The sequence below is a fragment of the Bradyrhizobium sp. AS23.2 genome (assembly GCF_001908185.1).
Taxonomy (GTDB): domain Bacteria; phylum Pseudomonadota; class Alphaproteobacteria; order Rhizobiales; family Xanthobacteraceae; genus Bradyrhizobium.
This window is the reverse complement of record NZ_LGHM01000091.1, coordinates 1-10,974: the sequence shown is the minus strand read 5'-3', so window position 1 is coordinate 10,974 and position 10,974 is coordinate 1. Positions and strand designations below refer to the sequence as shown.

13 protein-coding genes and 1 pseudogene are annotated in these 10,974 nt (G+C 62.8%); 8 read left to right on the top strand and 6 right to left on the bottom strand.

The window, feature by feature from the left end; translation table 11 throughout:
• From AC630_RS20125 to AC630_RS45535, 5 genes and pseudogenes are all read left to right on the top strand, one after another.
• Positions 1 to 497: pseudogene (locus AC630_RS20125) on the top strand (sulfite exporter TauE/SafE family protein); the annotation flags it as partial.
• A 253-nt stretch (positions 498 to 750) separates the two neighbouring features.
• On the top strand, positions 751 to 1,440 hold the full coding sequence (locus AC630_RS20120; protein ID WP_074120214.1) for a Crp/Fnr family transcriptional regulator: 690 nt from the start codon (positions 751 to 753) through the stop codon (positions 1,438 to 1,440).
• Positions 1,441 to 1,585: 145 nt separating this feature from the next.
• Entirely contained in the window at positions 1,586 to 1,780 is a 195-nt protein-coding gene (locus tag AC630_RS20115) for a hypothetical protein (RefSeq protein WP_074120213.1), read from the top strand.
• Positions 1,781 to 2,107: 327 nt separating this feature from the next.
• Positions 2,108 to 2,290 carry a hypothetical protein gene (locus AC630_RS20110; RefSeq protein ID WP_074120212.1) on the top strand — a complete coding sequence of 61 codons (183 nt, stop codon included), beginning with the start codon at positions 2,108 to 2,110 and terminating at the stop codon, positions 2,288 to 2,290.
• Between the two features lie 506 nt (positions 2,291 to 2,796).
• Positions 2,797 to 2,970, top strand: a complete 174-nt coding sequence (locus tag AC630_RS45535) for a hypothetical protein (protein WP_167561246.1) — start codon at positions 2,797 to 2,799, stop codon at positions 2,968 to 2,970.
• A 174-nt stretch (positions 2,971 to 3,144) separates the two neighbouring features.
• Here AC630_RS45535 and AC630_RS20100 read toward each other — a convergent pair whose 3' ends face one another.
• The 6 genes from AC630_RS20100 to AC630_RS20070 form a co-directional block, all read right to left on the bottom strand.
• Positions 3,145 to 3,348, bottom strand: a complete 204-nt coding sequence (locus AC630_RS20100) for a YodC family protein (RefSeq protein WP_074120211.1) — start codon at positions 3,346 to 3,348, stop codon at positions 3,145 to 3,147.
• A 304-nt stretch (positions 3,349 to 3,652) separates the two neighbouring features.
• A complete protein-coding gene (locus AC630_RS20090) occupies positions 3,653 to 4,399 on the bottom strand; it encodes an HAD family hydrolase (RefSeq protein WP_143198175.1) in 747 nt (248 codons plus the stop codon).
• Positions 4,390 to 5,283 carry an oxygen-dependent coproporphyrinogen oxidase gene (gene hemF / locus AC630_RS20085; RefSeq protein WP_074120209.1) on the bottom strand — a complete coding sequence of 298 codons (894 nt, stop codon included), beginning with the start codon at positions 5,281 to 5,283 and terminating at the stop codon, positions 4,390 to 4,392. The genes AC630_RS20090 and hemF overlap by 10 nt, the downstream gene beginning before the upstream one ends.
• A 120-nt stretch (positions 5,284 to 5,403) precedes the next feature.
• Positions 5,404 to 5,769: a 6-pyruvoyl trahydropterin synthase family protein gene (locus AC630_RS20080; protein WP_074120215.1), complete on the bottom strand. Its 366-nt coding sequence runs from the start codon at positions 5,767 to 5,769 to the stop codon at positions 5,404 to 5,406.
• Between the two features lie 17 nt (positions 5,770 to 5,786).
• Positions 5,787 to 6,419: a 7-carboxy-7-deazaguanine synthase gene (gene queE / locus AC630_RS20075; protein ID WP_074120208.1), complete on the bottom strand. Its 633-nt coding sequence runs from the start codon at positions 6,417 to 6,419 to the stop codon at positions 5,787 to 5,789.
• 18 nt (positions 6,420 to 6,437) lie between these two features.
• A complete protein-coding gene (locus tag AC630_RS20070; RefSeq protein WP_074120207.1) occupies positions 6,438 to 6,896 on the bottom strand; it encodes a tRNA (cytidine(34)-2'-O)-methyltransferase in 459 nt (152 codons plus the stop codon).
• 277 nt (positions 6,897 to 7,173) lie between these two features.
• Here AC630_RS20070 and petA point away from each other — a divergent pair, with 277 nt between their 5' ends.
• The 3 genes from petA to AC630_RS20055 all read left to right on the top strand — a co-directional run bounded on the left by petA (position 7,174) and on the right by AC630_RS20055 (position 10,769).
• Complete coding sequence (gene petA / locus AC630_RS20065; protein ID WP_074120206.1) at positions 7,174 to 7,704, top strand: ubiquinol-cytochrome c reductase iron-sulfur subunit; 531 nt, start codon at positions 7,174 to 7,176, stop codon at positions 7,702 to 7,704.
• Between the two features lie 62 nt (positions 7,705 to 7,766).
• Positions 7,767 to 9,830, top strand: coding sequence for a cytochrome b/c1 (fbcH, locus tag AC630_RS20060; protein ID WP_074120205.1), 2,064 nt, complete (start codon positions 7,767 to 7,769; stop codon positions 9,828 to 9,830).
• A gap of 264 nt (positions 9,831 to 10,094) precedes the next feature.
• Positions 10,095 to 10,769: a dienelactone hydrolase family protein gene (locus tag AC630_RS20055; RefSeq protein WP_074120204.1), complete on the top strand. Its 675-nt coding sequence runs from the start codon at positions 10,095 to 10,097 to the stop codon at positions 10,767 to 10,769.
• Positions 10,770 to 10,974: the final 205 nt, after the last annotated feature.

Below are 10,974 nucleotides of genomic sequence, written 5' to 3'. Positions count from 1 at the left end.
CCGCGCTCGGCGCCTACGGCTACACGCGCCTCACCAATGCCGGCGCGGCGCTCGTGATCGGCACCATGCTGATCCTGAGCGTGCCGCTGCGCCGTGTGCTCCGCCGGCGCCAGGTCAAGATCGGGGACACCGGCCTGGCGGCAGGTTCGGTCGGCTACGGCGTGCTGGTCGGCGGCACGTCCGGCTCCGGCGTGATCCTGCTCTCGCTGCTGATGGCTGCGGGGCTCGAAGGCGCCGCGGTGATCGCGACCGATGCGATGATCTCGCTCGGCACCGGTCTGATCAGGATATCGGTGTTCGGCCTTGCCGGCGCCGTGACAGCTTAGGTGCTGGCCTTTGCGCTGTTGATCGGAGCCATCGCCATTCCCGGCGCGTTCCTCGCAAAGGCCTTCGTCGAGCGGATGCCGCTGCACATCCACACCGCGATCCTCGACGTTGCCGTGATCACCGGCGGCCTGGTGATGATCACGGCCGCGGCACGGCAGCTGATCACTTAGATGACCCCGGCCCATTGGCATTCGCGCCTGGACCGCGGATCGAACCTCGTACTCCGAGCACAAACCGGAAGTCGCCTGGCTTAGCCATCATCGGCGGCTTATGACCCCACAGCCAACCTCAAGCGTGCCCAAGGCTCGCCTTGTGAGGAACGAACCACTCTTGCCCGATTTGTCCCATTACCCGTGGTAACGCCCTCGGAGCGTTGATTTACCCCCTGCGGACCGGCCCGACCGATCGGGCAAGAGGTGCGCAGTGGACGATCCTCTTCTCAACAAGCTCCTAGCCCTCCTTCCCCTTCGAGACCTCAAGTCTGTAACGGGAAGGTCGTCAGTTGTCGGGTTTGTGCAAGGCGCTGTTGTTCAAGAGGAGGGCCAGGAAGTCACCGCTATTCACTTCCCGCTATCGGGCATGTTCTCGCTATTGGTCGTTCTGAAGGATGGGCGAACGGCCGAAACCTCCGTCGTCGGCCGCGAGGGCATGATCGGGGCCCGTGCGGGCCTTGGGCAATCTCACGCCGGGTCGCTCGTTCGCGTCGTGGCCCAGCTGCCGGTTCAGGCCCTCAAGGTTTCGGCAAAAGACTTCCGGATCTTGGTTGCAGATAGTTCTGCGCTCGCCGAAATGTGCCTCACGAATGCTGACGTATTGCTCGATCAAGCGAGGATCACCGCCGCCTGCAATTCGCTGCATAGCGTCGAGAAACGCTGCTGCCGGTGGTTGCTTCATACGGCGGACCGCGCGGAAAGCGATCATTTCGTACTGAAACAGGCGTTGCTATCCGAGATGCTGGGCGTGCGCCGCACCTCCGTCACGGACGTCGCAAACGGGCTGCAGAAACGCGGAGCCATCGCCTATTCGCGGGAAAAACTCCAGATTTTGGATCGCCGCACCCTGCAGGGCCTGTCATGCGAGTGCTACAGTCTGCTCAAGCGAAATGGTTCCTAATCTTTTGTCACGGTCCGCCAACATTTAAGTCGACAACCGGACATAACGGGAATCTACTGATCTCATCACCGCACGGTCTTTAGGCAGTCATCGGTGATGAGAACGCTGGTTGCGCTCCCGCCCCAACGTGAATGGAGCAGCGCCGATGCGACGCCGTTTCACTCAAACCAGCACTCTTGAACAGCGCTTGCGCGAAGAGGCAGAACGTCTGCGCAAGCAGGCCCAGGGTACGCCGCCTGGCGTCGAACGCGACAGCCTCTTGCACCGCGCCCGCCAAGCCGAGACGGCATCCCACGTCACCGACTGGCTAACGTCCAAGGAATTGCAGCCGCCGACCTGATGCGGAGGCAAGTCCAATGGGCGATTACTGAGCATTTGTTCTGGGCGAGCATGGCCACATCTACGAGGCACGGGCCTTTGAGGCGGCCAGCGATGAGGTCCGCGCGGTGAAGGTCGCGGGGCGCTTGATCAACCGTCACGGCATCGAGATATGGCAACTCGATCGCATGGTCGCGATCCTTGACGCCGATGGAAGTGGAGCGCGCTGACCAAGTGTTCAATTGAACCCGCACCTTGGCCCCAGCTCTATTGGAATGGATCAGCGCATGCCGAAGCGCTGGGAGGGACCGTATGGCTGCGGACCGGAAAGGAGACCGATGTGCCCCACATGATACTTACTGGCGCTGGCGTATCGATGGATCAACGCGCGTTCGTTGCTCTGGAAATTGCCGACGAAGAAAGGGCTTTTGAGGTCGCGCGACGGATCGTTGAAAGCACAGGACGTGAAGTGACCGTGCGCAACGCAAATTGGGTAGAGGTGGCAACCATTCCCGGCGAAAGGAAACACTGAGAAGCGCTCGGCCTAAAAGCATGGGCCCTGAGCCGGCGTGCAGCGAGAGCCCTTGGCAGCTATCAAAGACAGAGCGGACAAAGCATCCGGCAACCCCAGACTTCAGGGCCGCCCGTCGCGAGCGGCCTGCCTGAGAGCCTCCACTTAAGTTTTGTTCTGGCGTCGCTCCGGTTCCGGGTGCATATTAGTTCCACCACCGCACGGCACTGTTGCTTCGGTCGATGATGAGAACGCCGGTTGCGCTCCCGCCCAACTCACGTAGGGAATGGAGAGTGCCATGAGACGACGCCCACAACCCCACATCTTTGACGAGAATCTGAACGCGGAGAGAGCCAGCATCATAGCTGAACTGGAAAACACACAGCCAGGACCGCAGCGTGATCTTCTGGAAAGCAAACTGCGCCAGCTCGAAACCGTTTCTCATATAGACGGGTGGCTGACGTCGCCGGGCCTGCAACCTCCTTAAGAATGAGGCAGTTGGTGGCTTCTATCCAAGGGGTCAGCAGATGCAGGAGTATCGTGCACATATCATGGGCCTTGATGGGCATATCGAGCTTCGCATCCAGCTAATCTGCAAGGACGAAACCGAAGCCAAGAAGCGGGCCAAGGTCTTGGCTGACGGGTACGACGTTGAGCTATGGAATCAAGATCGAAAGGTCGCGGAGTTCAAGAGTGAGTAAGGCCCGCCTCAGTTGGCGGCCTCTTTCGTGCTCGTCATCCTGCTAAGTCACCTATTGGCCTCCTTCTGCGACATCCAGCGATGTCCGCTATTGTGCTGCTATTGGCACAGAAGCGGACATCAGGGGCGCGGGAGCGGAACGCTCCGATCTAACTAGGATGCGGTCTTAGGCAGCCTACTCCTCATCTTCGTCGTCCTCCTCCTCCTCGTCGGGATCTTCTTCCACCTGTACGAGCGCGGCGAGCGGCAGCGTCTCGCGGAACAAATTGCCTTCCATGCCCATCCAGAGGCAGAGCACGTCGTCCTCCTTCACTTCCGCGACGGTCAGCGGCTGGCCGCCGGATTTCAACATCACGACATCGCCGGCTTTCAATTCCATGGATTGTCCTCCGAGTTGGTCGACCCGGATGCGAGGCTAGCAATTTGTCATGACACGCGGAAAAAGGGCGGGCAGGGGGCCATGGGTCGCGCCATGGGTCGCGCGGTCCATGCGCAGAAAGCTCGAAATGCCCTGAGGCAGCTCACGCAGAAGCGCTTCCATCGCAAGCTTCGCGACGATGCCATGGTGCCCCTGTTTTGCCCGACGGGTCAAACGATTTCGTTAAATCCGTAAGCTGTTGATTTTGCAGCACCCGGCTACTGTGCATGGGGTTGTTTTCGATATTTTGCGTTCGCGCCCCTGGTTAGACCTGGTCCGGCACCAGTTCGGTCAGCGATCGGATGATGCGATCGGGCTTGACGGTCGAGCCTTCGGGCAGGCCGTCGCCATGCACGTCGATCCAGATCGAATAGATGCCGAGGCGCTGCGGCGTCACGACTTCCCATTCCAGATTGTCGCCGATCATCCAGGTGTCTTTCGCAGCAACGCCGAGCGCATCCATCGCATGCAGATAGGCGCGTTCCTCGGGCTTGCCGAAACCGTGCTCGCCTTCGATCTGGATGTGGTGGAAGCGGTGCAAGAGCTCGAAACGCTCGACCTTGGCGCGCTGGGTGTCGGCGGCGCCGTTGGTCACCAGCGCGAGCTTGATGCCGAGCGCGTTCAATTTGTCGATCGCCTCATGCGCGCCGGGGAAGACGAACATCTCCTCCTCGCGATAGGCGGTGAAGCGATCGGCGAAACGAATGGCGAGATCGTCGGGCAGGGCGCGGTGGCCGGCCGACGCAAGCGCGGTGAAGCCGCCCTTGACCGTCAGGTGCCGGGCCTCGGCGAGCTTGAGGCGCCACGAGGCCTCCGCGTTGGCCCAGAAGTTTCGCGCGAAAGCCAGCACCGCGGTCGCGACCTGCTGCGGCGGCAGCGGTGCAAACTCCTCGGCAAACTCGTTCGCGATCGTGTTCCAGGCGATCTCGGGCCGGCCATAGGCCGACAGGATGGTGTCGTCCATGTCGATCAGCATGGCGCGCGGCAGCGGCTTCATTGTGGTCACGGCCATTTCACCTCCGGCGGCAGCGACGACAGGATCGAGTCCACATTGCCGCCGGTCTTGAGCCCGAAGATGGTGCCGCGATCGTAGAGCAGGTTGAACTCGACATAGCGGCCGCGCCGGACCAGTTGCTCCTCGCGGTCGGCAGCAGTCCAGCTTGTTGCGAAATTGCGCCTGACGAGTTCGGGGTAAATCTTCAGGAAGGCGCGGCCGACGTCCTGGGTGAAGGCGAGGTCGGCGTCCCAGTCGCCGCTGTCGTGCCAGTCGTAGAAGATCCCGCCGATGCCGCGCGCCTCTTTCCGGTGCGGCAGGTAGAAATACTCGTCGCACCACTTCCTGTACTTGTCATAATCGGCAACGCCGTTCGCCTCCGTGCAGGCGTCCTTCATTGCGGCGTGGAAGGCGATTGTATCGGCATCGTCCTGCGTCCGCCGGCGATCGAGCACCGGCGTGAGATCGGCGCCACCGCCGAACCAGGCCTTGGTGGTGACGACGAAGCGCGTGTTCATGTGCACGGCAGGCACGTGCGGATTGCGCATATGCGCGATCAGCGAGATGCCGGAGGCCCAGAAATTCGGGTCTTCTGCAGCGCCGGGAATCTGCGCGCGAAACTCGGGAGCGAATTCGCCGTGCACGGTCGAGCAATGCACGCCGACCTTCTCGAACAGCCGTCCGTGCATGATCGACATCACGCCGCCGCCGCCGGGCGCGCCACTGTGGTCGGTGCGCTGCCAGGGCGTGCGTTTGAAGCGGCCGGCCTCGCCTGGATAGAGGTTTTGGGGTGCATCATCTTCGAGTTGCTCGAAGCTCGCGCAGATATCGTCGCGCAATCGCTCGAACCAGGTTCGGGCGCGCGTCTTGCGATCTTCGATCGTCGAAACGTCCAATAGCATTCCCGTCGCTCACCAAGTGGAGTGTCGCGTAGGGTGGGCAAAGGCGCATTTGCGCCGTGCCCACCCTCTTCACAGTCGTCCTGAATGGTGGGCACGCTGCGCTTTGCCCACCCTACGATTCTAGCCCTGCGGACCGTAATAGGTGCAGCTCTCGTTGCAACTGTCGCGGTGGATGCTGACACGGGTGAGGTTGCCGATATGCTGTAGCCGCTCCCAGACGAAGCGCGACAGGTTTTCCAGCGTCGGTGTGCCCAGCGCCTCGATCTTGTTGAGGAACTTGTGGTCCAGCGTCAGACGCACGTCCTCGATCGCGCGCTGGACGAGGCCGAGATCGACCACCATGCCGGTTTTGGGATCGGGCGTGCCCCGCAACGTCACTTCGGCGCGGAAGGAGTGGCCGTGGATCTCTTCGCTCGCCGCACCGAACGTCGTTCCCGACAGTGAATGCGCCGCCTCGAAGCGAAACGATTTCGTCAATTCCCACATCTGTTCGAAAACCAATCCTATCTGATGCCGAGCGATTTATGCGTCTGCACGCTCAGCCGCCATTGCGGATGGCGCAGGCAATAATCGATCGCGCGCGCGGTGTTTTGGACGATTTCGGGCCCGTCCATCGGCTGAAGCGAGAAGCGCTCGAAGGCGAGATCCTCGAAAGCTTCGGGCGCGGCGAGCGCCTGCGGATAGACCAGCTTCAGCTCGTGCCCGCGGCGCAGGACCAGCTCGCTGCCGCCCTTGGGGCTGACGCAGATCCAGTCGAGCCCCTCCGGTGCGGCGATCGTGCCGTTGGTCTCGACACCGATCTCGAAGCCGCGCGCATGGAGCGCGTCGATCAGCGCCGCATCGACCTGAAGCAGCGGCTCGCCGCCGGTGAGGACAACGTAGCGGTTGGAGGCCGTTGCAGTCCATTGCGCGGCGATGGTGTCGGCGAGTTCCGCGGCCGAGGCATAACGGCCGCCGAGCGTGCCGTCGGTTCCAACGAAATCCGTGTCGCAGAATTTGCAGGTCGCGTCCGCGCGATCGGCCTCCCGGCCGCTCCAGAGGTTGCAGCCGGCAAAACGGCAGAACACGGACGCGCGCCCGGCATGGGCGCCTTCGCCTTGCAGGGTCAGGAAGATTTCCTTGACCGCGTAACTCAAGCTTCTCTCCTCAACATGTCAAACTTGCGGGTCCCGGAGCTGCCGCAGCGCTTCGCCGGCGGCCATCGCCGCAGTCATCGCCACATTGAGCGACCGCAGCCCCGGCCTGATCGGGATGACCAGCCGCGCATCCGCGGCCTCGACCACCGCGTCGGTGACGCCGACGCTCTCGCGCCCAAATAGCAGGATGTCCGACGTCTGGTAACGGAAATCGCGATAGTCGGTGGCAGCCTTGGTCGTGAACAGGAGCAGGCGGTAGCTTTGTGCCGCGCGCCACTCCTCGAATTTCGACCAGGAGTCGTGGCGGGTGAGGCTGACATGGTCGAGGTAATCCATTCCCGCCCGGCGGAACAAGCGGTCGGAGACAGGGAAGCCCGCCGGTTCGATGATATGGGCGGCCATGCCCAGACAAGCACTAAGCCTGAGAATCGTGCCGGTGTTCTGGGCGATGTCGGGTTGGAAAAGCGCTATCTGCATGGCTTGGCGTCGGGTTGGGCCGGGACGGAATTGTCTCAATAAAACATCGCTCGCCCGGGAATTCGTGCATTGCAAGCTCCCGCGCCGATAGCGGGCTTGCGCTCGCCCGGCAAGGGTGCCAATAGAACGATTCTGGACTGCTGTTTCACCCGTTTCGGCGTGAACAAGCAAAGTTCTGCCGCCGCGGGGGGCCGCGGGCGCCGGCAGCCTTTCCGGGGACGTTTGGGCGCCCCCTGGAGCGGTTCCACCGGTAGCACAAGAAGAAAGGGTTGGAATCGTGACGACAGCGTCTTCGGCGGACCATCCGACACGCCGTGATTTCTTATTCGTTGCAACCGGGGCAGCTGCAGCAGTAGGGGGCGCAGCTGCGCTCTGGCCCTTTATCTCCCAAATGAACCCGGATGCTTCGACCATCGCCGCCGGTGCGCCGATCGAGGTCGATCTCAGCCCGGTCGCCGAGGGGCAGGACATCAAGGTGTTCTGGCGCGGCAAGCCGATCTACATCAGCCACCGCACCAAGAAGCAGATCGAGGAAGCGCGCGCCGTCAACGTGGCGAGCCTGCCCGATCCGCAGAGCGACGAGGCCCGGGTCAAGTCCGGCCACGACCAGTGGCTGGTCGTGATCGGTATCTGCACCCATCTCGGCTGCATCCCGATCGCTCATGAGGGCAACTACGACGGGTTCTTCTGCCCCTGCCATGGTTCGCAGTACGATACGTCTGGCCGCATCCGCCAGGGGCCCGCGCCCGCGAATCTAGCGGTGCCGCCGTACCAGTTCGTTTCCGACACCAAAATCCAGATCGGCTGAGCCTCGGACCTTCGTCCGAAGCTTCGCGCCGTCTCGTCGTTTTATTTCCTCAGGATCGCATCATGAGCGGACCATCCGACTACCAGCCGAGCAATCCGGCCCTGCAATGGATCGAGCGGCGTCTGCCGATCATGGGTCTCGTCCATTCCTCCTTCGTCGCCTATCCCACCCCGCGCAACCTGAACTACTGGTGGACCTTCGGCGCCATCCTCTCCTTCATGCTGGGGATGCAGATCCTGACCGGCGTGATCCTGGCGATGCACTACACGCCGCACGCCGATCTCGCCTTCAAGTCTGTCGAGCTGATCGTCCGTGACGTCAATTTCGGCTGGCTGCTGCGCAACATGCATGCGGTCGGCGCGTCGATGTTCTTCTTCGCCGTCTACGTTCATATGCTGCGCGGCCTCTATTACGGCTCCTACAAGGAGCCGCGCGAGGTGCTGTGGATCCTCGGCGTCATCATCTATCTCCTGATGATGGCGACGGGCTTCATGGGCTACGTGCTGCCGTGGGGCCAGATGAGCTTCTGGGGCGCCACCGTCATCACCAACCTGTTCTCCGCCATTCCCTATTTCGGCGAGAGCATCGTGACGCTGCTGTGGGGCGGCTATTCGGTCGGCAATCCGACGCTGAACCGCTTCTTCTCGCTGCACTATCTGCTGCCGTTCCTGATCGCGGGCGTCGTGGTGCTCCACGTCTGGGCGCTGCACGTCGCCGGTCAGAACAATCCTGATGGCGTCGAGCCGAAGACGGAAAAGGACACGGTGCCGTTCACGCCGCATGCGACCATCAAGGACGGATTCGGCGTCGCCTGCTTCCTGCTGCTCTACGCCTGGTTCATCTTCTACATGCCGAACTATCTCGGCGACGCCGACAATTACATTCCGGCGAACCCGGGCGTGACGCCGCCGCACATCGTGCCGGAATGGTATTACCTGCCGTTCTACGCGATCCTGCGCTCGATCCCGAACAAGCTCGCGGGCGTCATCGCGATGTTCTCGGCGATCATCGTGCTGGTCTTCCTGCCCTGGCTCGACGCAGCGAAAACCAGGTCGTCGAAGTACCGGCCGCTGGCCAAGCAGTTCTTCTGGATCTTCGTCGTGGTCTGCATCCTGCTCGGCTATCTCGGCGCTCAGCCGCCGGAGGGCATCTACGTGATCGCCGGCCGCGTCCTGACGGTCTGCTACTTCGCCTACTTCCTGATCGTGCTGCCGCTGCTCTCGCGCATCGAGACGCCGCGGCCGGTGCCGAACTCGATCTCGGAGGCGATCCTGACCAGGGGCGGCAAGGCGGTAGCCTCCGTCATGGTCGCGCTCGTCGCCGCAGGTGCGCTCTTCCTCGGCAGCCTGCAGGATGCACGCGCCTCCGAAGGCAACGACAGGCCGCCGGGCAACCATTGGTCATTCGCCGGCCCGTTCGGTAAGTTCGACCGGGGCGCGCTCCAGCGCGGCCTGAAGGTCTACAAGGAGGTCTGCGCCAACTGCCACGGCCTGTCCTTCATCGCCTTCCGCAATCTCGGAGATCCCGGCGGCCCCGGCTATTCCGTCGCGCAGGCGGCAGCGTTCGCCTCCGAGTACAAGATCAAGGACGGTCCGAACGATGCGGGTGACATGTTCGAGCGCCCGGGCCGGCCGGCCGACTACTTCCCCTCGCCATTCCCGAACGAGCAGGCAGCGCGTGTGGCGAACGGCGGCGCGGCGCCGCCCGACCTGTCGCTGATCACCAAGGCCCGCTCCTACGGCCGTGGCTTCCCCTGGTTCATCTTCGACTTCTTCACCCAGTACCAGGAGCAGGGCCCGGACTACGTCTCGGCGGTGCTCCAGGGGTTTGAAGACAAGGTGCCGGAAGGCGTGACCATCCCGGAGGGCTCCTACTACAACAAGTACTTCCCGGGCCACGCCATCAAGATGCCGAAGCCGCTCAGCGACGGCCAGGTGACCTATGATGACGGCTCGCCGACCACGGTCGCGCAGTACTCCAAGGACGTCACCACGTTCCTGATGTGGACCGCCGAACCGCACATGGAGGCGCGCAAGCGTCTCGGCTTCCAGGTGTTCGTGTTCCTGATCATCTTCGCCTTCCTGATGTACTTCACCAAGAAGAAGGTCTGGCGCGACTCGCACTGAGTGGCGGGCGCGAGACGAGAATGAAGAAGCCCCCGCAAGGGGGGCTTTTTTTGTTGGCTCAACTCTCCGTCATTCCGGGGCGCATCGAGCCCGGAATCCATTCATCCATCGACTCCGTGGCGCGATGGATTCTCTGATGCGCAATTGCGCATCATAGCTCGCGCTATCGCGCGCCCCGGAATGACGTGAGTGAGGATTGCGCCGCGCGCTCCGAGCGGCCAAAATGCCCTCCAACCGCTCCCCAGAAACTCATCGGAGGACACCATGGGAACCGCCATTACCTTCAAACGCCCGGATGGCAAGGACGCATCGGGCTATCTCGCCAATGCCGCGCGCGGCAACGCGCCGGGCGTGGTCGTGATCCAGGAATGGTGGGGCCTGTCGGACCAGATCAAGGGCCTGTGCGATCGCTTTGCGCTCGCCGGTTTCGATGCGCTCGCGCCCGATCTCTACAAGGGCAAGGTGGTGCCGTATCACGACACGGACGCCGCCGGCAAAGAGATGAACTCGCTCGACTTCATGGACGCCACCACGCAGACGGTGCGCGGCGCCACGCAATATCTGTCGCGCAACGGCGCCAAGGTCGGCCTGACAGGCTTCTGCCTCGGCGGCGCCGTCACCATCATCGGCGCGACCAAGATCCCGGAGCTCGCGGCCGGCGTCGTGTTCTACGGCATTCCGCCGGAGCAGGCGGCCAAGCCCGCCGACGTCAAGATCCCGCTCCAGGCCCACTTCGCCAACAAGGACGACTGGTGCACGCCGCAGCTGGTCTCTGCCTTCGAAAACGGCATGAAGGCCGCCGGCAAGTCGCTCGAGCTGTTCCGCTATGACGCCGAGCACGCCTTCGTCAACGAGCAGCGCCAGGCCGTGCACGACCGCGAAGCCGCCGAGCTCGCCTGGGGGCGAGCGACGGAGTTTTTCCGGAAGCATCTGGGATAACCGCCGGTAGCCCGTAGCCGGGAAGGGGCGCAGCGTAGTCCGAGACTGTCTCGTCGTGGCACTGGACCCGGATTGCGCTGCGAGGTTGGGCAAGATTCTTATCTGGAAGGAAGGTACGATTCGGCATGACGAATCGCACCTTCAAGACCGGCATGAGCCGGGCTCAGCCGAGCTTTCTGCCAGCGCGCGTGGAAGATTATGTGGC

Excerpts from the sequence above, each read along its gene's own strand:
- AC630_RS20115 (WP_074120213.1), top strand. The coding sequence starts at position 1,586 with ATGCGACGCCGTTTCACTCAAACCAGCACTCTTGAACAGCGCTTGCGC.
- AC630_RS20110 (WP_074120212.1), top strand. The coding sequence starts at position 2,108 with ATGATACTTACTGGCGCTGGCGTATCGATGGATCAACGCGCGTTCGTT.
- AC630_RS45535 (WP_167561246.1), top strand. The coding sequence starts at position 2,797 with ATGCAGGAGTATCGTGCACATATCATGGGCCTTGATGGGCATATCGAG.
- AC630_RS20100 (WP_074120211.1), bottom strand. The coding sequence starts at position 3,348 with ATGGAATTGAAAGCCGGCGATGTCGTGATGTTGAAATCCGGCGGCCAG.
- AC630_RS20090 (WP_143198175.1), bottom strand. The coding sequence starts at position 4,399 with ATGGCCGTGACCACAATGAAGCCGCTGCCGCGCGCCATGCTGATCGAC.
- hemF (WP_074120209.1), bottom strand. The coding sequence starts at position 5,283 with ATGCTATTGGACGTTTCGACGATCGAAGATCGCAAGACGCGCGCCCGA.
- AC630_RS20080 (WP_074120215.1), bottom strand. The coding sequence starts at position 5,769 with ATGTGGGAATTGACGAAATCGTTTCGCTTCGAGGCGGCGCATTCACTG.
- AC630_RS20070 (WP_074120207.1), bottom strand. The coding sequence starts at position 6,896 with ATGCAGATAGCGCTTTTCCAACCCGACATCGCCCAGAACACCGGCACG.
- fbcH (WP_074120205.1), top strand. The coding sequence starts at position 7,767 with ATGAGCGGACCATCCGACTACCAGCCGAGCAATCCGGCCCTGCAATGG.
- AC630_RS20055 (WP_074120204.1), top strand. The coding sequence starts at position 10,095 with ATGGGAACCGCCATTACCTTCAAACGCCCGGATGGCAAGGACGCATCG.